Origin of the sequence: Paenibacillus ilasis, assembly GCF_043195395.1 — a bacterium.
Classification (GTDB): Bacteria; Bacillota; Bacilli; order Paenibacillales; family Paenibacillaceae; genus Paenibacillus_AQ; species Paenibacillus_AQ lautus.
Window position 1 is genome coordinate 385,162 of record NZ_JBHDJG010000002.1, and the last position, 20,031, is coordinate 405,192.

Consider the following 20,031-nt stretch of genomic DNA (forward strand, 5'->3'; position numbering starts at 1 on the left):
TCGATTTATGGTTGACGGGTGGGCAAAAGGACAGGTTGTAAGCTCCTAACTCCAAATGGTGAATATGGAGGCGGTAGCCCGTTGAAAAGTGAAGAACTGAATTGCTGATAAATTAGCCTGGCAGCGGAAGCTGCTGGGCTTTTCGGTGGTACTGGCAAATTTCCGTACATTCCGGCATATTCCGAGCGATCAGGGAGATTCCTGGGACTGCTTTGCTTAGGGTATGCTGCTGTTCTCATAAAAAAGGTAGGTGCGAAGAGCGCCACGATTTATTGATTAGAATGTAGATGCGGGAATTGCCAAATGACTCGAAAACATTCGTTGCATTGTGGAGACGCTTATTTTATACTCATATACATAGATTTACGATACATAGATTATCTAGGTATTGGAGTGATAGGGCGAATGGGCATTAACAAGGAGCTGTTGAAAGGCAGTACCGTCATTTTATTGCTTACCGTATTAAACAAGCGGGAAATGTACGGGTACGAGTTGATCAAGGAGATCGAGCAAAGTTCGGACGGGGTGTTCCTGATGAAGGAAGGGACGTTATACCCGATTCTGCACACGCTGGAGGCGGAGGGTTGGCTGGATTCTTCCTGGAGCCAGCATGATGGACGCAAACGGAAATATTACCGGATTACCGAGCGCGGCAGGGAACAGCTCCATGAGAAGACCAAGGAGTGGGTCAAATTCCGTACGGCGGTGGATACGGTCATCGGGGAGGGAAGCTAGTGCGACCGGTTGAAGAATACAAGGTTGTCCAAGACTTCCTGGCCCGGGTGTGCAAGCAGGTACGCGCAAGAGCCATGCATCCGGAAATCCGCGAAGAGCTGCTCGGCCATATCGAGGAGCGGACGGAGCTTCTAATGTTGGAGGGCAATGCGGAGGAGCCTGCGGTGCAGGAAGCAGTGAAACAAATGGGGGATCCGGGGGATATCGGCAAAAGTCTGCATATGGCTCATCGGCCTCAGTTGGACTGGAAGCTGCTTGTCCTGCTGGCCTTGCTCTCGATGATTGGGTTGTTCGGGGCACTGAGCGTGGATTATTCGGGTACGGAATTCGTATCGGACTTTTTTGTGAGAAAAGTCGCGTTCTTCGGTATAGGACTGATCCTACTCGTCGGTCTGTATTTTCTGGATTACCGAAAGCTTAAGAGGTGCTCGGGGGTGTTGTTTTTTATCACGTTATGCCTTATGGCATTTACGTTGATTCGGGGTGTTGACGTCAATGGACTAACGATATTCCTGGATTTCGGCCCAATTATAATCCCAATGCTCGGTGTAGCATCTGTTTTTCTTCTCCTTATCGCCTTGTCAGGCATGAAGCCTGCGAGTCAGTGGGGGCTATGGGAAAGTGTATTCCAGATCCTATATCGAGGTGTGCTGCCGATCGTACTATACAGCATGAGTGGCTCCATGGTGTATATGTTCATCTATTTGTTAGGGTTCCTGGTACTGACCTGGACGACGAAAAGAAATATTAAACAATTTGCGGTACTAACGCTGCTGCCGTTTTTTGGATTAGCCTATATCTTGTTTACAAAAAGGGTATACCTCATGTGGAGACTTGAGGGGCTCGCGGACCGTGAGGGGGACGGTGGTTATTTCATGCGGGTCATCGCGGATGCCGTTTCTTCTGCCGGTTGGTTCGGTCAAGGTTTTGCTGCGCCGAATCCGGGGATCCCGTACGTTTATAGCGACTCCATATACCCCTATCTGATATATTGCTTCGGCTGGTTGTTTGGCATTGCGGTTGGAATGGTTGTTCTTTTGTTCCTCGCCAGAGTGTGGAGTATATCCAATGTACTTCACGATTCCTACGGGAAAAATATCGTGACGGGTGTCATCGTGGTAATGGGGCTGCGCCTGCTCATGCCGATCCTTATGGGACTGGGAGTGGTACCTGTTATCAGCCTGGACTTTCCTTTTATTTCGTATGGCGGCGTCAACAACATGCTGGATTTTGCCATCGTCGGCCTGCTCCTCTCCATTTACAGACGCAAAAACATGATCCCACGCGGGGTGGGAGAAGCGGCCCCGATGAAGGTGGCTTAGTTAAATGGTCTATCTAGGCAGCCTCTATTTTAATCGGACAGACTTATCGTACAACACCTGCTGTTTTTAACTTACATGATACTAGATAACTCTCTTCGGATTGGTTAAGGAGGAACGGGATTCAATATATCACGGATGTTCATCCGAGGTACGATTGAACGCCAGACCCATTTTGAGGAGAGTTATCTTTTTTATCGTAAAGGACTGTAAAAAGATTCATGTTTTAACTAATAACCCCTATCTATATTCGAGGAATGCCATCAAACTTATGGCAATTCAAACGATAACTTACATTCTGGTCAAGGAGGAACCACATGCGCCAAATGGAGGAGAATATGGTTGTCCGGCAATTTTTGGACCGGGTGTGCAAGCAAGTGCGCACGAAGCAAATGCATCATGAGATCCGAGAGGAGCTGCTAGGTCATATTGAGGATCGGGTCGAACTGTTGATGCTGGAGGGACATCCTGAAGAGTTCGCTGTACAGGAAGCAGTGAAACAAATGGGGGATCCGGGGGATATCGGCAAAAGCCTGCATGTGGCTCATCGGCCTCAGTTGGACTGGAAGCTGCTCGTTATGCTGGCCCTGTTCTTAATCATTGGACTGGTTGGCATGGTGAGTGTTTATTTCGCGGATGAAAGGTATTCCGTTAGCCTAGTCGAGAGGAAGTTGTTTTGCTTCGGAATCGGAGTATTATTCCTGATAGGTTTTTACTTTCTGGATTATCGAAAGCTAAAGAAATACTCGGCCCCTGTGTTTTTCCTTATTGTTATTCTAATGGTCATTTCATTGGTATATGGACAACTGCACGATAGGAGAACTGACTATATCAACATAGGTCCCATTGGAGTCAATATAATCACTTTCTCCTTGATACCGCTTCTGCTCGCTTTGGCAGGGATGAAGCCTGCCAGCCAGTGGGGACGGTGGGAGACGGTATTGAACATCCTCTATCGAGGAGTACTGCCTGTGGTCCTCTATAGCATAAGCAGCTCTATTATCTACACGTACATCTATGTGATTGGGTTCCTGATTTTGACATGGAGAACAAGTAAAAGCTTGAAACAATTCGCTATGATCGCGGCGCTGCCTCTTGTCGGAGTAGCTATTTTTCTCAGCACCCAGACAGATCATTTACTGCTCCGGTGGAGAGAATTTATGAACCCTTCTGCCAAAGAAATGTGGTATATGGGAAATAACGCGGATGCCATCCAAGCAGCAGGCTGGTTTGGGCAAGGTTTTGGTCAAGCTACACCGAGGATCCCATATGTCCTTTATGATAACGTGTTTCCATACCTCATCTATTGCTTCGGCTGGTTGTTTGGGATAGTAGTTGGCGTGCTGATTCTGCTGTTCCTCGTTAGACTATGGAATATTTCTACGGTTCACAAGGATCCTTATGCGAAGCATATCGCTGCAGTACTCATCGTTGTTTTTGGTTTTCGGCTGCTTTGGCCGCTGCTCATGGGGCTGGGTATTCTTCCAAAGGTTACATTGGAACCACCCTTCTTCTCTTACAGCGGGATGAACCAAATCCTGGACATGGCAGCAGTCGGCCTACTCCTCTCCATCTACAGACGCAAAAACATGGTCCCAAGCGAGGTGGGAGAAGCGGCCCCGATGAAAGTGGCTTAGTGGAAGCTGAAGATCATCCTTCGATTTCGACTAGCAGGCTAAAGTTTTGCAAAAGAAAAAGCGAGACCTTGGGCTCTCGCTTTTTTCTCTTTTATAGAGAGGTGCCGTTATCCGTTCGGCGGCGTAAGCTACACCTTCTCCAGTGCACCGGCTGCGATTTCTTCGATGTAGTGGCACGCCGCCTGATGACCTCCGCGCTCATCGACTTCTCGAAGCAACGGAGCCTCGGATCGACAGCGATCCGTGGCATACATGCAGCGGGTATGAAACCGGCAGCCGGAAGGCGGGTTGATCGGGGACGGAACATCCCCCTTGAGAATGATGCGTTTCTTTTTACGCTCGGGATCCAGCGTCGGGATGGCCGACAGCAGAGCGCGGGTGTAAGGATGCTGCGGGCGCCGGAAGAGGGAGTGCTTATCCGCGATTTCCACAATCGTTCCCAGATACATCACGATAATCCGGTCGGAAATATGCCGAACGACCCCGAGATCATGGGAGATAAACAGATAGGTCAGCTTAAATTCCTTCTGGAGCGACTTCATCAGATTGAGCACCTGTGCCTGGATAGACACGTCAAGCGCAGAGACCGCTTCATCACTGATGATCAGCTTGGGATTCACGGACAAGGCGCGGGCAATCCCGATCCGCTGCCGTTGCCCGCCGCTGAATTCATGCGGGTACCGATTAGCTTGATAGGCGGCCAGGCCGACCGTTTCCAGAAGCTCGATGGCCCGTCCTCGCCGATCCTTTTTGGGAACGACATTCTGAATGTCCATCGCTTCTTCCAGGACTTGCAGCGCTGTTTTTCTAGGATTCAGCGAAGCATAGGGGTCCTGAAAAATCATCTGCAGATCTTTGCGCTTTCGGGTCATCTGCGTTTTGTTCAGGGAGAGCAGATCGGTCCCTTCGAATAAAACCTCGCCGGCCGTTGGTTCGTCCAGCCTCAGGATGGCCCGGCCCGTGGTTGATTTGCCGCAGCCGGATTCGCCCACGATACTGACAGTTTCCCCCTTATCTACGGAGAACGAAATATCATCCACGGCTTTTACGACGTTGACGGTACGGCCCAGGATGCCGCCCTTGATTGGAAAATACTGCTTGAGATTCTTTACCGTTAACAGCTCTTTGCTCATGGCAGAACGTTCACCTCGCTTTCCGTCTCCCATTGATCGGTATATTTCCAGCACCGGACTTGCTGGTTATCATACAGAGCCTGAAGCTCCGGCAGTTTGTCATAGCACAGCTTGGCTGCATGGGGACAGCGGGGGGCGAAGCGGCAGCCTTCTTGCGGATCATAGGGGCTTGGAACAGAGCCTTTAATCGGCTCCAGTGTTTCTTTATCGATATCATGCCGCGGTAGCGAGTTCATCAGGCCGATGGTGTAGGGGTGCTTCGGATGCTTGAAGAGGGTCCGTACATCGGTATACTCCACCACTTTTCCACAGTACATAACCGCTACGTCATCGCAGGTTTCCGCGACGATGCCCAGGTCATGGGTGATAAAAATAATCGACATCTGCAGCTTTCGCTGCAGTTCCTTCATGAGCTCCAGAATTTGAGCCTGAATGGTCACGTCAAGCGCCGTGGTCGGCTCATCTGCAATGAGCAGATCCGGATTGCACGCCAGCGCCATAGCAATCATGACACGTTGGCGCATACCCCCGGACAACTGGAAGGGGTATTGCCGGACCCTTTTTTCCGGGGAGGGGATGCCGACCAGCTTCAACATCTCAACGGCTTTGTCCATCGCTTGTTTTTTGCTCAGATTCTCATGGATTTGGTAGGCCTCCGCGATCTGATCGCCGACGGTGAAGACCGGATTGAGGGATGTCATCGGCTCCTGGAAGATCATCGAGATCTGATTGCCCCTTATTTTGCGCATCTGCCGGTCTGATTGTTCGAGCAGATTCACACCGTTATACAGGATCTGGCCACCGACGATTCGTCCCGGATGAAAGATCAGCCGCAGGATGGACAGAGACAATATGCTTTTTCCTGAACCGGATTCGCCCACGATCCCGAGCGTCCTCCCCTTGTGCACGGTTAGGCTGATATCATCCACCGCTTTCACTTCGCCCATTTCGGTGAAAAAAGAGGTTTGCAGGTTCTTGATCGTAAGCAAACTTGATGCGTGCTGTTCCATCTTGTCAAAGCTCCCTTCGCTTATAATTGGTCTTGCGTGCGTCCGCATGGACTCCAAAATGGATCGATTTTCGGTAAATAGTGGATCGTGTGTCCGCATTGGCTCACAATTGGCTCGATTTCAGCAAGTAGCAGATTCTGTGTCCGCATGGACACAAAATTAGCTCAATTGGTTGGATTGGTGATTTTGAGAGGACTATAGTTCCGCTATTTCTTGATTTTCTGCTTCTTAGCGGAGGTATGAGGACATGAGATCCGCTATGGCAAGATATTGAGGGTTAAATTCGTGATTCTGGGTTGATTAACGGATCCTGTGTCCGGCTGGTCTCCCAAATGGATCGATTTGCGGTAAATAGCGCATCGTGTGTCCGCATTGGCTCACAATCAGCTCGATTTCAGCAAAGTAGCAGGTCTGTGCTGATTTGCTAGCGGATCGTATATGTCCGCATTGACTCAAAATTAGCTCAATTGGTCTGGATTAGCGATACTTGTTGATATTTGAGGACAGTAGTTCCGCTATTCCTTTGTTATCTGCCTTTTAGTGAAGTTATGAGGACATGAGATCCGCTATCGCAAGATGTTGCGTGCTAAATTCGCGATTTAGGGTACATTAACGGATCCTGTGTCCGGCTGGTCCCCAAATGGATCGATTTGCGGTAAATAGCGCATCGTGTGTCCGCATTGGCTCACAATCAGCTCGATTTCAGCAAAGTAGCAGGTCTGTGCTGATTTGCTAGCGGATCGTATGTCCGCATGGACTCAAAATTAGCTCAATTGGTCTGGATTAGCGATACTTGTTGATATTTGAGGACAGTAGTTCCGCTATTCCTTTGTTATCTGCCTTTTAGTGAAGTTATGAGGACATGAGATCCGCTATCGCAAGATGTTGCGTGCTAAATTCGCGATTTAGGGTACATTAACGGATCCTGTGTCCGGATGGCCTCCCAAATGGATCGGTTATCGGTAAATAACGGATCCTGTGTCCGGATGTACTCCCAAATGGATCGGTTTTCGGTAAAAAACGGATTGTGTGTCCACATGGGCTCCCAAATGGATCGATTCTCAGCAAATAACGGATCATGTGTCCGCGTGTACTCCCAAACAGCTGGATTGGTCTGGATTAGCGATATTTGATGATATTAGAGGGTTGTAGTTCCGCTATTACCTTGTTTTCTGCCTGTTAGTGAAGTTATGAGGACATGAGATCCACTATCGCAGCAAGTTATATAGTTGAAAATCGCCAATCAATCGAAATCAATGCGCTTGTTGAAGTAACGGTAGGAGATGTCCACGAGCAGGTTCACGAGCACGAACATGATTGAGAGCACAAGCACGGTTGCCTGTACGACCGGGAAGTCCCTTGCCCGGATCGAGTCGATGACGTATCGTCCCATGCCGTTCACGGCGAATACGGACTCGGTCAGCACCGCCCCGCCCAGCAGGCCGCCAAATTCTAGACCGATGACGGTAATGACCGGGATCATGGCATTTTTCAAGGCATGCCGATAGATAATGACGCGTTCCCGGACGCCCTTCGCCTGGGCAGTTCGAATGTAGTCCTGACCGATGACCTCCAGCATGCTGGATCGGGTCATTCGGGCAATAATCGCGGCGCCGCCTGTCCCGAGCGTGATCACGGGAAGGACGGTTTGCGACCACGTGCCCCAGCCGGAGGGACGGAACCAGCCCAAATCCACGGCAAAATATTGGATCAGCATAAGCCCCAGCCAGAAGTTCGGCATCGACAGTCCGAACAGGGCGATGAACATGACGCCGATATCGGCAGGCGAGCTTTTTTTGACGGCGGAGATGATGCCGGCCAGAATGCCGAGAAATACAGCCAGGATCGTAGAGTACACGGCAAGCTCGACGGTGATCCAGAACCGGCTTTTGAATATTTCATCGGCGATGGGACGGCTGCTGCGGATCGAATCTCCCAAATCCCCCTGCAGCAAGCCGCTGACGTAGTTCCAATACTGAAGCGGCAGCGGATCGTTCAATCCCAGGTTCTCGCGGATCTTCTCCACCTGCTCCTTGGGTGCCCCTTCCCCGATAATGACCTGCGCTGCATCTCCCGGAATGAGGTGCATCAGCAGAAAGACGACGATGGTAACGCCAATGACAACAGGTATCGTCTGAATCAGCCTTCGAATGGAATAGATGAGCATGGCCCGGCAGCTCCCTTCATTATTTTTTCATTTTCGGGTCAAGGACATCCCGCAAGCCGTCACCCAGCAGATTAAATGCGATGACAACAAACACGATCGACAAGCCGGGGAACAGGGCAACATGGGGGTGCTCCATAATATAGTTGCGCCCATCATTCAGCATGGCTCCCCACTCCGGCGTCGGCGGCTGCGCGCCAAGACCGAGGAAGGACAGGCCGCTGGCGGTCAGGATGGCAACAGCTATCCGCAGCGTAGCCTGCACGATGATAGGGGATGTGATATTCGGCAGAATATGCCCGAAGATGATTCGACCGTCGCTCGCGCCCAGCGAACGCATGGCATCAATATATTCGAGCTTGCGCACGGCCAGCGTCGAGCCGCGCACGACTCTGGCAAAGGTGGGAATCGAGAAGATGCTGACAGCGATGATCACGTTGAACAGATTTTTTCCAAGAACGCTGACAACCGCCAATGCCAGCAGAATGCCGGGAAACGCCAGCATAACATCGGTAATTCTCATAATGAGCGCATCCCATTTACCCCCGTAATAGCCGGATATGATTCCGAGCACGACACCAAAGGCTGCTCCGATAATGACCGAAATAAAACCGACCGAGAGCGTAAGACGCATGCCATGGATAATCCTTGTGAAAATATCTCGCCCGTTGTGGTCCGTACCAAACCAATGGTCAGCGGACGGCTTCAGCAGTTTCGTAGAATAATCCACTTTGGTCGGATCATACTGGGTGAGCAGGGGGCCAATGATCGCGACAAGAATCATCAGCAGGAGAAAATAACCCCCGAATAAGGCCGCTTTGTTCTTCTTCAGACGGTGATAGAAAGATTTCCATTGTACGAGGCGAGTTCCACTAGGGAGCGATTCTTGTGTTCTGGCATCAGCGGTCATGTTAGGCAAGTGAAATCATCCTTTCTCCAAGTATGGATGTCAGAATTGGTATCGTAGAAACGTGAGGTAAATCTGGCTTCTACTGGTATAAATATCAAATAGTAAAATATATGTTAACTGTGCATGAAATATTTTCCTATTTTGATTGAGAAAGGGGAGTTTGTTTCACATGACAGGTAATAGAAGATTAAAGTGGCTTGTCTGCATTTTGGTCATACTTGCCGTAATGATGTCTGCGTGCAGTAGTCCAAGCAAGAGCAGTAACCCCGAAACGCCGCCAAACGGCAGCAATACGCCAACTCCTGATCCGGGGGCCAAAGATCCTCCCGAAGGAACAACCGACACCGGTGCGAATGAGCTTGTGATTGCCTGGCTTTCTGATCCGCCATCCATGGACCCTCATATGTCGACGGACCAGCAAACGAGCGTAATGACAACGCATATTTATAACACGTTGGTGATTCATGATAAGGATCTGAATATTCAGCCAGGGCTCGCCGAGAGCTGGAAAGCGGTCGATGAATTGACTTGGGAGTTCAAGCTGAGACAGGGCGTGAAGTTTACGGACGGCTCTCCATTCAATGCAGAGGTGGTCAAAGCCAACATTGATCGTATGCAGGATCCGGAGGTTGCTTCTCCTCGCGCATCGCTTGTCGGCATGATCAAAGAGGTTAAAGTCGTTGACGAATACACGGTGCAGCTCGTGACCGAATATGCCTTCTCGCCGCTGCTTGCCCATCTGGCCCATTCTGCGGTGAGCATGGTTAGTGCGGAAGCCATCAAGCTGGATTACGAGAAACTGAAGGCAGGCGAGAAGGCAGGCGCATATCTGGCGCAGAACCCTGTAGGTACGGGCGTATTCAAATTAGAGAGCTGGAACCCCGGACAGGAAGTGAAGCTGGTGGCGAATGCCGATTATTGGGGAGATAAAGCGAAGGTTGAACGGGTCACGTTTAAGGTCGTAAGCGAAGAGGGAACGCGGATCGCGGAGCTGGAAACCGGCTATGCGCATATTATCGATCCGGTGTCGCCGAGCAGCATCAGCCGCATTGAGAGCACGGACGGCATGTCCCTGAACCGTCAGGCATCGCTGAGTCTGTCGTATATCGGGTTTAACAATAACAAAGAGCCGTTCAACGATGTACGGGTTCGGCAAGCCTTATCGATGGCCATCAATAAGGATGAGATCATCTCGGGTATCTACGAAGGCACGGGCATCCCTGCCGTCGGTCCACTGGCACCGGACGTGAACGGCTATGATGCTACCGTCAAGCCGATCGAACATAACATCGACCAAGCGAAAGAGCTGTTGAAGGAGGCCGGCTATGAGGGGGGCTTCTCAACGACCATCTGGACCAATGACAATCCGGAACGGATTAAGATCGCCGAGTACGTACAATCCAAGTTGAAGGAATTGAATGTTGAAGTCAAAATCGAAGTGGTGGAGTGGGGAGCATATCTGGCCCAAACCGCAGAAGGCAAACATGATATGTTTGTTCTCGGATGGTCCACGGTAACGGCCGATGCCGACTATGGCATGTATGAATTATTCCATTCCAAAAATGTAGGGGAGCCGGGCAACCGTACCTTCACGAAGGATCCGGAACTGGATAAACTGCTGGATGCCGGGCGTAAAGAGAACGATCCGGAACAACGCAAGCTCATCTATAAGCAGGCGCAGGAGAAGCTGGTTGAGTTAGCGCCGATGCTGTATATCCATCATCAGGAGTATTTAAACGGAGTCAGCAGCAAGGTGGAGGGCTTCTGGCGGCATCCGAACGGTATCATGCAGCTGCATCAAGTGTCCATTCAGCCATAAGGATGTCCTGAAAGCTTTATAGCTTTGTATCGTCGTATCTTATAGAGTCGTTTAAGCCAAAGAGGCCCTATGTTGGGGTCTCTTTTTTGATGTTGTTAGCGTGCCGGGACAAATGAATAGGACGCCCCATGGATCATAAGCAGCGTTCGTTGAGCATCTGAATAGATTATGCAGCATGTCCGAGTGGATGAAATTGATGTCGCGTTTTTTGCGTCAAATGAATGCTGAAAAGAATATAATATATACGTTGACACGTATATACACTTCGGTGTATATTGAAACCATGAATACTTCAGCTATGCAACTAACCCTGTTCACGATCTCGGAGCCGAACCGTTTCAACATAGTCGAACTCTTAAAGCAAGGGTCGAGATCGGTCAGCGACATCGTAGAGACTCTGGGAATCGGCCAGCCCCAAGTATCCCGCCATCTGCGGATACTGAGCGAGGCCGGGCTGGTGAAAGTCCGTAAGAACGCACAGCAGCGCATTTATAGTCTTGAAGCCCAGCCGTTTCAGGAGTTGGACGTCTGGCTCGATTCGTTCAGTCGACTATGGGAAGAGAGACTCGACAAGTTCGAGGACTATATGAGCGACTTCAACGGAAAGGAGAGTTAAACCAATTTTTTATAACTAGCTCCACAGGAAGATCCGGCTCTGCACGCAGAGCCGATTTCACAGATAGGAGGAATCCACATGGGCAGGAAAACCACCATCACGAAAGACCGGGAGCAGCGGAAGCTGACCGTGGAGCGTGTCGTATCGATACCTCTGAAGCTGTCCTGGCAGGGATGGACGAAGCCGGAACACATCGAACGCTGGTGGGGGCCAAAGAACTGGAATGCCACGGTATATGAGATGGATGTCAGACCGGGCGGCGTATGGCGCTATAGACTGGCTCCCGATGCGGCGGGAGAAGGGGAAGAAGCCTTCTGCAAGGCGACCTACTCCGAAGTGGTGGAGTTATCGAAGCTCGTCTATACGGATACATTTACGGATCAGGACTGGAGCCCCGTGGCAGGCAGTGACATGTTAACCTCGGTTACGTTTGAAGTGGGCGGGGAAGGGACCAGGCTAAGCATCATCACCCATTTTGCTAGCGTAGAGCAGCTGGAGGCTGCTGAAGGCATGGGAATGGTGGAAGGATACGCAGATACGCTGGAACGGTTCGAGGATGAAATCAGCTTGTACATAAATTAAAGGAAGATAAAAGGAGAGATGATCATGAACTACGTTATGTCAAATGACGGCACCCGTATTTTTTATGAAAAGAAAGGGACTGGTCCGGCTGTCATTCTTGTAGCTGCAGCAGCTTCGGATCACAACGATACAACGCGCCTAGGGGGGCTTTTGTCCGAACATTTCACCGTTTACAATTATGATCGCCGGGGACGGGGCAGCAGCACGGATACGGCTCCGTATGCCATTGAACGTGAGGTCGAAGATATCGATGCCCTTATTCAGGAGGCGGGCGGCAGCGCGTATGTATTCGGAAGTTCCTCGGGCGCTGTTCTGGCTCTGGATGCGGCGAGCAAACTCGGAAGCAGTAAAGTTAGAAAACTGTTTTTATATGAGCCGCCGTTTATCATTGACGATAGCCGCGAGCCCGTACCGGCGGAATACGTGCAGCATTTGAATGCGCTGATGGCCGGGAGCAGGCGCAGCGAAGCCGTGGAATATTTCATGACGGCAGCGCTGGGAATCCCCGCGGAATATATAGAATTCATGAAGGCAGATCCTTCTTGGCAGGTCATGGAGGGCATGGCGCATACATTGGCCTATGACGGCATGATCATGGGGAGCACGCAATCCGGCCAACCGCTGCCAGCAGATCGCTGGGATGTTGATGTCCCGGTGATGGTGATGACGGGCGAGAACAGCGGAGCTGTGTTCCATGGGGCCGCGAGCGCTTTGGTCGACTTGCTCCCTCAGTGCGAGCACCGAATGCTGCCTGGTCAGGACCATTCTGCCGTCGTGATGGCGCCGGAAGTGCTGGCTCCCGAGGTATCGGGATTTCTGCAGCCTTCGGCAGACCGAATACCGAGATAAAAGAGCCTGTCGCGCAAAGAACCCGTGACCCTTAGGGCCACGGGTTTTCACGTTCCGGTCGAAGTATTCATTCGGACTTCTGAAACGGCTCAATAAAATGATTAAAGGCGCTGGTGCGAAACAAGTCGCGCCGGAATATAAAATGGACCCTGGAGCTGCGGTAACGTTTGGGGATTTGGAAAGCCTGTAATTTCCCGGCATCCACCCAGTCCTTAACGGAAGAACGCGTTAGCAGCGAGATGCCCAGCCCGGCGGCCACACCGCCCATGATGGCTTCCAACGTGCCAAACTCCATAATGTTCATGGGCCCGACGTTCTCTTCATGAAGCCATTGCTCCAACCGTTTACGGTGGTAGCAGCCCTTGCCGAAGAACAGCAGCGGTTTGGTGAGCAAATCGCGAAGCGCAGCATCCGTGGGTTCCGAGATGAGGACAAGCTCCTCGTCAAAGGCTCGGATTTCGTCAAAGTCCGGGTAATCCAGAGGTCCGCTGATAAATGCCCCGTCCAGTTCATACTCGTTCAGGGCTCGGATCAAGTCAGCCCTGTGGCCTGTAATTAATGACAGTTTCACGTCAGGATATCGTCTATGATAATCCAGCATGATACCGGGAAGATGGACCGCGGCCGTGGTTTCCGATGAGCCGATCCGCAGCGGCCCCGACGGTTCTTCCGAGAATTTAGTCGATTTCATGGCTTCGTCAAGCAAACGCGTAATCTGATCGGCATATTTGAGCAGATTACAGCCGGCCGAAGTTAAGGCAACGCCGCGGCTGAGCCGATAGAACAGAGGCGTGTTCAGCTCGGATTCAAGCTGCCGGATTCTAGCGGTCACGTTTGATTGCACGTAACCAAGGCTGGCTGCAGCCTTGGTTATATTTCCTTCACGGGCAACAGCCTGGAATATCTTCAGATCCCCACTTTCCACCTTAGCAGCCTCCTTATATCCATCATTCACAGTGATGGTTTATATCTTATTTAATTATTTTACATGATATGAAGGTCGGAATAAACTGAGGATACACTTGGTAAGGAGAGGGGAATTCATGGCATGAGCAAACCGCGTATGCTGTTTCTGACGATATTTACGATGCTGGTTGCGGGACTTAACTTCCCGATCGGCAAAATGGCGCTGTCCTTCGGTTCCCCATTCGTGCTGCTGGCGATCCGGTTTGTGGGCGCGGGCCTTCTGCTGCTGCCCTTCATTGTAAGACGGGCCCATCCCAGGAGCAGCGCTGCCTGGCTGAAGCTGGCAACGATCGGTCTGTTTCAATCGGCACTCGTGATGAGCGGCATCTACCTGAGCATGCAGACCATTTCTTCTGGCAGTTCCTCGGTTCTGTCCTCCAGTAACCCGATCTGGTTCATCGTGTTCAGCTTCCTAATCTTCGGTATGAGGTATCGTCTTCTTCAGTGGGCGGGCGTGATCATCGGTTTTATCGGCGTATTCATTACGCAAGGCTTAGAGATGCAGATGCAGAGCGGATTCTGGTTTGCGCTGGGTGCGGGGATGGCCTGGGGCATGGCGACGCTGCTAAGTTCCCGTTGGGGCAAGGAGTTTGACGCTTGGGTCATGGCTGCCTATCAGATGCTGATCGGGGGCATCCTTCTACTCATCGCAAGTCCGCTGCTGGAGCAGCCGCATTTTGTATGGGATTCGTCCCAGATCGTCAAGGAGCTCTTTGTTCTGGGCTGGATGATCCTGATGAGCTCGATTGCTCAGTTCGTTACCTGGTATTATGTGCTGCGCAATAGCGATCCCAATAAAGCGAACGTGTATCTGTTCCTCATTCCCGTGTTTGGCGTATTATCCGGATGGCTTATACTAGGCGAGCAGCTGCATTGGTATACCTTGGCCGGCACAATGTGTATTGGGCTTGGCATTTATCTGGTGAATCGGCCTGGACGAGTGGATACAACAAGAGATCCATTCACGATCAAGGAGCGGTGCGGAACCTTATAAAGGGCAAGAAATCTAATATATTCGGAATTAGCAGGTCACGGCGATGGATTCGCGTGGCCTGCTTTTTGCTGTGACGACCAAAGGTTTTCTGGCCTGAGTGGGTATCATGACAAGCAGCGACAAGAATGATGTTCCAGGGAAAATCTCGCCCCAGCAAAATAAGTAAATTTTATTAAAAATAAATCCATGTTATATTAAATTTACTAACGCCTTTGGAGAGGGGATAGGATTCATGAGTGGTTTGAAGGAAATTGCAAAGCTCGCGGATGTCTCGGTGTCTACAGTGTCCAACGTGCTGAACGGGCGCAAGAACGTGGGGCGGGAGACGAGGGAGCGGGTGCTGAGATTATGCTCGGAGCACGGCTATTTTCCGCATAAGTCAACCAAATCCGATAAAAGCAACACGATTATATTTGTCTTCAGCGACTTTGATCGCGATTATTATTTAAAGATCATCAAGGGGATCAGCCATTGCCTGACGGAGAATGGATATGACCTTATCATCTGTACGAATAAATCCAGCACCAATTTTATGCGCAGCAAATTTGCAAGCGGTACCATAAGTTTGGATCGGAATATGACGGACGAATATTTAGTCTCGGTAGCCACGCCGCAGTTCCCCGTCGTTCTCATGGACCGGATTATTGATAACGAGTACGCCAACACCAAAAGCGTGATCGTGGACAACTACCCCGTGATGTGTGAAATGGTCCAGGCCTTGGTGGATAAACAGTTTACGAATTTTGGATACATTGGCGGCTTGGAGTTTACCCTGGATCACAAGGAGCGATTCGCCGGATTTATGGATACGCTTGCGAAGAATGGCATCGTGTTTGACCGCCGCAATTACTTTCATGGCGACTACAGCGAGGAAAGCGGATATCAGGCGGCCAAAATACTGATCCTGAGCAACGTTTTGCCTGAAGTGCTGGTCTGTGCAAATGACAATATGGCTCTGGGCGCGATCAAAGCTTTGGAAGAGAACGGAATACGGGTGCCGGAGGATATCTCGATCACCGGATTCGATAATTCGGATGCGGCGGCGATGGCCGGTTTGACCACGATTGCGATCCCGCGTTATGAAAGCGGTTATTTGGCGGCGAAGGAGCTGCTTGAGATGATCAAGGGCACAACGGGCAGGGAGCCCTTTAAGCTGAATGCCACCATTCAGTGGAGAAAAACGGTGAGATAAACTTTACGATTGCGACTAGTAAAATATCAATAATTTTACTAGTTTTTTTACTTAGTATTTTTATGAAAACGCGTACAATTTTTATTGACATTCTAGGTAAACCGCCCTATGATGGGTTTGTAAACGTTTTACTTTATAGAGTCCTTAAGGGGGAGGCGTGTCACTTGAAAAAAGTAAAAAAGGTATTAAGCATACTAACAGCAACGGCTTTGGTTGCGACACTTGCAGCCTGTGGTGGTACATCTGACAATGATTCTGGAGCAGCATCCGGGGGAGATAAGCTGAAGAAAATTACACTCTTCCAATCGAAAGTTGAAATTACAGAACCTCTTGAAGCTTTGGTTAAAACCTATAAAGAAGAAACCGGCAATGAGGTTGAGGTATGGGGTGCCGCAGGTGATGCTTATTCGCAGCAGCTGGTAGCGAAGCTCAGCAGCAACCAGGGACCGACCATATTCAGCGTGGCTCCAGGGCCCGAGTCCGAGAAGCTGAAATCCTATTTCTCCGATTTGAGCGGTGAAGAGTATGTTAAGAACATTGCGCCTGACATGGAATTGAAGGTCGATGATAAAACCGTCGGCGTTCCATACGGCGTAGAAGGTTTTGGCCTCGTATACAACAAGGATCTGGTAGATCCGGCTAACATGAAAGACCTCGATTCCTTCACCAAGACACTGGAGCAGCTGAAAGCTGACGGCAAGAACGGCTTGAGTTTGTCCCAGGAGGCTTACTTCTTGATCGGACACATCATCAACACGCCGTTTGCGCTTCAATCCGATCCGTTGGCCTTCATCGACCAGCTGAACAAGGGCGAAGTGAAGATGGCCGACACGAAGGAGTTCCAAGAGTGGGCGAAATTCATGGACGTCATCAAGGCCAACACCAAGAATCCGCTGGAAGTGAAATATGATAGCCAGATGGGCGACTTCGCTACGGAAAAAACAGCTATGGTGCATCAAGGCAACTGGAGTTACTCCATGCTGGCGGACTTCGGTGACTTCGGCTCCAAAGTCGGCATGATGCCGTTCCCGCTCGCCGGCAACGACAAAATCGCCGTAGGCGTGGCAAGCTACTGGGTCGTAAACAATCAGGCCGATGCTGAGGAAGTCAAAGCCGCAAACGCTTTCCTGAACTGGCTCTTTACCAGCGACAGCGGCAAGAAAGCCATCGTAGACGATTTCAAATTCATTCCGGCTTTAACGAATATTGAAGCAGGCGATCTGGATCCGTTGTCTCAAGCCGTGCACGAAGCAACAACGAAGGGTGAGACGATCACTTGGGCGTTGAACTACTTCCCATCAGGAATCATCACCAATGACCTGGCTCCGGCTACGCAGGAGTACTTCATGAATCCGGGCATGACAGGCGAGCAGTTCCTGCAGAAGCTGGATGAAGTGTGGGCGAAAGCATCGAAATAATCGAGGCCGAGCGACCGTCATCTGATATAACAATTCCATGAAAACGAAAGCCTAGCCTCAGACGTTCTGATGATGAGCGTTAGGCTTTTGTTTTTTCTAACACGAATTCAAGGTTTGATGCCGCCTTGCGGGAATCATCCGGAACGGAAAGAAGGTATGGATTATGAGCAAAAGAAAGGATAAAGCCTGGTTTGCCCTGTTTACGGTGCCGCTTCTGTTTATTTTCACGACCGTGGTTCTCATCCCGTTCATTATCGGGATTGTGTACTCCTTCGTCAATTGGGACGGCATTCCGGCAAATCCCAAAGTATTCGTAGGGTTCGACAATTACGTTCAGCTGTTCCAGGACGACCGATTCCTGTCATCGGCTTGGCATACGGTTCAATTCACGCTGCTGGCACTGGTATGCGTCAATATTCTGGGTCTTGGCTTTGCGCTGCTGGTGACGACAAAGCTCCGCTCGAGAAATGCGGCCCGGACGATGTTTTTCATGCCGAACCTGATCGGCGGCCTGATTCTAGGTTACATCTGGCAGTTTATTTTTACGGATGCCTTCAGCTTCCTGGGCGAAAAGACCGGGTTTGACAGCGTGTTCTTTAACTGGCTGCTGCATCCGCAGTTTGCGCTGTACGCCATCGTCGCCGTATTCACCTGGCAGCTGGCGGGTTATACGATGATCATTTACATCGCGGGCATCCAGGGGATTCCGGATGAGCTGATGGAAGCGGCCAAGGTCGATGGTGCCAACCTGTGGCAGCGTCTGAAGAGCATCGTATTCCCGCTGTTAATGCCTTCGTTCACGATCTGCCTGTTCCTGACGCTTTCTGGTGCGTTCAAAATCTACGACGTGAACCTGTCGTTGACCAAGGGCGGTCCGAGCAATGCAACGGAGATGTTTGCGATGAATATTTTCAATGAGATTTTTGCTTACGGCAATTATGGATTAGGTCAGGCGAAAGCGATCATCTTCTTCCTGATTGTGGCCGGACTCACGCTGACGCAAGTCATCATCACGAAGAGAAGAGAGGTGCAGATGTAATGAAGAAATCAGGGAAATGGCTGCTCGATATCCTGCTGTTCCTCGCTGCGCTGGTCTTCTTGTCTCCGGTCTTCATCATGCTGATCAACTCGTTTAAGGATCGTGCCGAGCTGTATGAGAATGCGCTTGCGCTGCCTTCTTCCTTCAGCTTTGAATACTATAAATCCGCGATGGAGAAAATGAATTTCTTCACCGCTCTGGGCAACTCGCTGTATGTCACCGTCATCTCGGTGATTATCGTCATCGTGCTCGCATCCATGACGGCATGGATGCTGGTGCGGACGGATAATAAGCTGAGCAAAGTTATTTTCTTTACCTTCGTGGCGACCATGCTGATTCCGTTCCAAACGCTGATGATGCCGCTGATGCAGGTGATGGACTGGATTCGCACCAATCTGCACATTCCGATGCTCAACACCCATGAGGGTTTGATCTATATGAACGTCGGCTTTACGTCCAGTATGGCGGTCTTCCTGTACCACGGGTTCATCAAATCCGTACCGGTTGCGCTGGAGGAGGCAGCTACGCTGGACGGCTGCTCCAAGCTGGGCGTGTTCTGGCGAATCGTGTTCCCGCTGCTGAAGAACATCAGCGTGACCATCGCGATCCTGAACGTCATCGCGCTGTGGAACGACTACCTGCTTCCATCGCTGACGCTGTCGGATAAAGGGCTGCGAACGATTCCGCTCTCGACCTTCTATTTCTTCGGGGAGTTCACGATTGTGTGGAACCAGGCGATGGCCGGTTTGACGCTGACGATCATTCCGGTTGTCATTTTCTATATTTTCGCGCAGAAATACATCATCAAAGGGATTGCGGCAGGTGCGGTAAAATGAGGCGGATCATTACGAGGGCCGACGATTATGCTTCCAGCCGTTCCGCTAATGCTGCGATTACCCGGGCGGTTGAGGCCGGATTCATTAAAAACGTGTCTATCATGGCGCCCGGTCCTTATCTTGCCGAGGCCGCGCAGCTGTTGGCGCATCGCAAGGACATCTGCTTCGGCTTCCATATGACGCTGAATGCGGAATGGGATAACGTACGCTGGGGACCTGTTGCCGCGAAGGAACAGGTTCCTTCGCTTGTCGATCGGGCGGGATATTTCTATCAGGACCCGATCCTGTTCCAGGATCATCCGCCATCGCTGCAGGAGATCCTTCTAGAGTGCGAAGCGCAGCTTGATAAACTGACCGCAGCAGGCTTCAACATTTCTTATGTCGATTCTCATATGCTGCCGGAGCGCTTCATACCCGGGCTGCAAGAAGAGCTGGACCGCTGGGTTGAAGCGAAGGGACTTATCAACCATCGCTATTATTACAACTTCTTCCCGGGCGGCGTTCCGGACGGGATCGAGTCGTTTGAAAGGGTTCTTGGCGGCTTGACGGAAGACCAGTACTTCTTTCTGTCCCATCCGGCACGGTATTCGGAGGAAATGGTGCAGTGCGGCAATGCTCAAGTGGATGGGGAAGCGCTGGCGCGAGGACGCGATCAGGAGGCTTCCTTTCTTGCGCGGGAAGACCTGAATGACATTAGTGAGCGACTGGGTTTTCGTGCTATACGATATGATGAAGCGTTACCATTGCCTGGTGTATAATGGAAGGGTCATGATGAATTTATCTTGTTATACAGGGAGAGGCGGAAAAGGATG

General features: G+C 50.7%; 18 protein-coding genes. 13 read left to right on the plus strand and 5 right to left on the minus strand.

Features of this window, described 5'->3' with window-relative positions; all coding sequences use genetic code 11:
• Window positions 1-405: 405 nt before the first annotated feature.
• The 3 genes from ACETK5_RS21865 (at window position 406) to ACETK5_RS21875 (ending at window position 3,691) form a co-directional block, all read left to right on the plus strand.
• Window positions 406-735 carry a PadR family transcriptional regulator gene (locus tag ACETK5_RS21865; RefSeq protein ID WP_009595865.1) on the plus strand — a complete coding sequence of 110 codons (330 nt, stop codon included), beginning with the start codon at window positions 406-408 and terminating at the stop codon, window positions 733-735.
• The gene (locus ACETK5_RS21870; RefSeq protein ID WP_394057836.1) at window positions 735-2,057 is read left to right on the plus strand and encodes an FtsW/RodA/SpoVE family cell cycle protein; all 1,323 of its coding nucleotides are present in this window, start codon (window positions 735-737) and stop codon (window positions 2,055-2,057) included. The genes ACETK5_RS21865 and ACETK5_RS21870 overlap by 1 nt, the downstream gene beginning before the upstream one ends.
• 314 nt (window positions 2,058-2,371) lie before the next feature.
• Entirely contained in the window at window positions 2,372-3,691 is a 1,320-nt protein-coding gene (locus tag ACETK5_RS21875) for an FtsW/RodA/SpoVE family cell cycle protein (protein ID WP_394057837.1), read from the plus strand.
• 128 nt (window positions 3,692-3,819) lie between these two features.
• Here ACETK5_RS21875 and ACETK5_RS21880 read toward each other — a convergent pair whose 3' ends face one another.
• From ACETK5_RS21880 to nikC, 4 genes are all read right to left on the minus strand, one after another.
• On the minus strand, window positions 3,820-4,824 hold the full coding sequence (locus tag ACETK5_RS21880) for an ABC transporter ATP-binding protein (protein ID WP_394057839.1): 1,005 nt from the start codon (window positions 4,822-4,824) through the stop codon (window positions 3,820-3,822).
• Window positions 4,821-5,834, minus strand: coding sequence for an ABC transporter ATP-binding protein (locus ACETK5_RS21885; RefSeq protein WP_394057841.1), 1,014 nt, complete (start codon window positions 5,832-5,834; stop codon window positions 4,821-4,823). The genes ACETK5_RS21880 and ACETK5_RS21885 overlap by 4 nt, the downstream gene beginning before the upstream one ends.
• A 1,243-nt stretch (window positions 5,835-7,077) precedes the next feature.
• Window positions 7,078-8,001: an ABC transporter permease gene (locus tag ACETK5_RS21890; RefSeq protein WP_012818632.1), complete on the minus strand. Its 924-nt coding sequence runs from the start codon at window positions 7,999-8,001 to the stop codon at window positions 7,078-7,080.
• A 19-nt stretch (window positions 8,002-8,020) separates the two neighbouring features.
• Window positions 8,021-8,917, minus strand: a complete 897-nt coding sequence (nikC, locus tag ACETK5_RS21895) for a nickel transporter permease (RefSeq protein ID WP_100539822.1) — start codon at window positions 8,915-8,917, stop codon at window positions 8,021-8,023.
• A gap of 160 nt (window positions 8,918-9,077) precedes the next feature.
• Between nikC and ACETK5_RS21900 the strand changes: the two genes are divergently transcribed.
• The 4 genes from ACETK5_RS21900 (at window position 9,078) to ACETK5_RS21915 (ending at window position 12,774) form a co-directional block, all read left to right on the plus strand.
• Complete coding sequence (locus ACETK5_RS21900; protein ID WP_100539823.1) at window positions 9,078-10,727, plus strand: glutathione ABC transporter substrate-binding protein; 1,650 nt, start codon at window positions 9,078-9,080, stop codon at window positions 10,725-10,727.
• 283 nt (window positions 10,728-11,010) lie between these two features.
• Complete coding sequence (locus ACETK5_RS21905; protein ID WP_246059744.1) at window positions 11,011-11,343, plus strand: ArsR/SmtB family transcription factor; 333 nt, start codon at window positions 11,011-11,013, stop codon at window positions 11,341-11,343.
• 78 nt (window positions 11,344-11,421) lie between these two features.
• Entirely contained in the window at window positions 11,422-11,925 is a 504-nt protein-coding gene (locus ACETK5_RS21910) for an SRPBCC family protein (RefSeq protein WP_100539824.1), read from the plus strand.
• Between the two features lie 24 nt (window positions 11,926-11,949).
• On the plus strand, window positions 11,950-12,774 hold the full coding sequence (locus tag ACETK5_RS21915; protein ID WP_100539825.1) for an alpha/beta fold hydrolase: 825 nt from the start codon (window positions 11,950-11,952) through the stop codon (window positions 12,772-12,774).
• Between the two features lie 67 nt (window positions 12,775-12,841).
• On the opposite strand, the gene ACETK5_RS21920 is transcribed toward ACETK5_RS21915, so the two are convergent.
• Window positions 12,842-13,699 (minus strand): LysR family transcriptional regulator, encoded by an 858-nt coding sequence (locus tag ACETK5_RS21920; protein WP_100539826.1) that lies wholly within the window; start codon window positions 13,697-13,699, stop codon window positions 12,842-12,844.
• A gap of 123 nt (window positions 13,700-13,822) precedes the next feature.
• Here ACETK5_RS21920 and ACETK5_RS21925 point away from each other — a divergent pair, with 123 nt between their 5' ends.
• The 6 genes from ACETK5_RS21925 to ACETK5_RS21950 all read left to right on the plus strand — a co-directional run bounded on the left by ACETK5_RS21925 (window position 13,823) and on the right by ACETK5_RS21950 (window position 19,977).
• Window positions 13,823-14,734 (plus strand): DMT family transporter, encoded by a 912-nt coding sequence (locus tag ACETK5_RS21925; protein WP_100539827.1) that lies wholly within the window; start codon window positions 13,823-13,825, stop codon window positions 14,732-14,734.
• Window positions 14,735-14,966: 232 nt separating this feature from the next.
• On the plus strand, window positions 14,967-15,926 hold the full coding sequence (locus ACETK5_RS21930; RefSeq protein ID WP_100539828.1) for a LacI family DNA-binding transcriptional regulator: 960 nt from the start codon (window positions 14,967-14,969) through the stop codon (window positions 15,924-15,926).
• Window positions 15,927-16,090: 164 nt separating this feature from the next.
• Window positions 16,091-17,344 carry an ABC transporter substrate-binding protein gene (locus ACETK5_RS21935; RefSeq protein ID WP_100539829.1) on the plus strand — a complete coding sequence of 418 codons (1,254 nt, stop codon included), beginning with the start codon at window positions 16,091-16,093 and terminating at the stop codon, window positions 17,342-17,344.
• A gap of 163 nt (window positions 17,345-17,507) precedes the next feature.
• Window positions 17,508-18,383: a carbohydrate ABC transporter permease gene (locus ACETK5_RS21940; RefSeq protein WP_100539830.1), complete on the plus strand. Its 876-nt coding sequence runs from the start codon at window positions 17,508-17,510 to the stop codon at window positions 18,381-18,383.
• On the plus strand, window positions 18,383-19,219 hold the full coding sequence (locus ACETK5_RS21945) for a carbohydrate ABC transporter permease (protein ID WP_100539831.1): 837 nt from the start codon (window positions 18,383-18,385) through the stop codon (window positions 19,217-19,219). Before ACETK5_RS21940 ends, ACETK5_RS21945 begins: the two co-directional genes overlap by 1 nt.
• Entirely contained in the window at window positions 19,216-19,977 is a 762-nt protein-coding gene (locus ACETK5_RS21950) for a polysaccharide deacetylase family protein (protein ID WP_326119597.1), read from the plus strand. Before ACETK5_RS21945 ends, ACETK5_RS21950 begins: the two co-directional genes overlap by 4 nt.
• The last annotated feature ends 54 nt before the right edge of the window (window positions 19,978-20,031 follow it).

Bases quoted from the DNA above. Each gene is read 5' to 3' on its own strand.
- ACETK5_RS21865 (WP_009595865.1), top strand. From the start codon at position 406: ATGGGCATTAACAAGGAGCTGTTGAAAGGCAGTACCGTCATTTTATTG.
- ACETK5_RS21875 (WP_394057837.1), top strand. From the start codon at position 2,372: ATGCGCCAAATGGAGGAGAATATGGTTGTCCGGCAATTTTTGGACCGG.
- ACETK5_RS21880 (WP_394057839.1), bottom strand. From the start codon at position 4,824: ATGAGCAAAGAGCTGTTAACGGTAAAGAATCTCAAGCAGTATTTTCCA.
- ACETK5_RS21885 (WP_394057841.1), bottom strand. From the start codon at position 5,834: ATGGAACAGCACGCATCAAGTTTGCTTACGATCAAGAACCTGCAAACC.
- ACETK5_RS21890 (WP_012818632.1), bottom strand. From the start codon at position 8,001: ATGCTCATCTATTCCATTCGAAGGCTGATTCAGACGATACCTGTTGTC.
- ACETK5_RS21900 (WP_100539823.1), top strand. From the start codon at position 9,078: ATGACAGGTAATAGAAGATTAAAGTGGCTTGTCTGCATTTTGGTCATA.
- ACETK5_RS21905 (WP_246059744.1), top strand. From the start codon at position 11,011: ATGAATACTTCAGCTATGCAACTAACCCTGTTCACGATCTCGGAGCCG.
- ACETK5_RS21910 (WP_100539824.1), top strand. From the start codon at position 11,422: ATGGGCAGGAAAACCACCATCACGAAAGACCGGGAGCAGCGGAAGCTG.
- ACETK5_RS21915 (WP_100539825.1), top strand. From the start codon at position 11,950: ATGAACTACGTTATGTCAAATGACGGCACCCGTATTTTTTATGAAAAG.
- ACETK5_RS21925 (WP_100539827.1), top strand. From the start codon at position 13,823: ATGAGCAAACCGCGTATGCTGTTTCTGACGATATTTACGATGCTGGTT.
- ACETK5_RS21930 (WP_100539828.1), top strand. From the start codon at position 14,967: ATGAGTGGTTTGAAGGAAATTGCAAAGCTCGCGGATGTCTCGGTGTCT.
- ACETK5_RS21940 (WP_100539830.1), top strand. From the start codon at position 17,508: ATGAGCAAAAGAAAGGATAAAGCCTGGTTTGCCCTGTTTACGGTGCCG.
- ACETK5_RS21945 (WP_100539831.1), top strand. From the start codon at position 18,383: ATGAAGAAATCAGGGAAATGGCTGCTCGATATCCTGCTGTTCCTCGCT.
- ACETK5_RS21950 (WP_326119597.1), top strand. From the start codon at position 19,216: ATGAGGCGGATCATTACGAGGGCCGACGATTATGCTTCCAGCCGTTCC.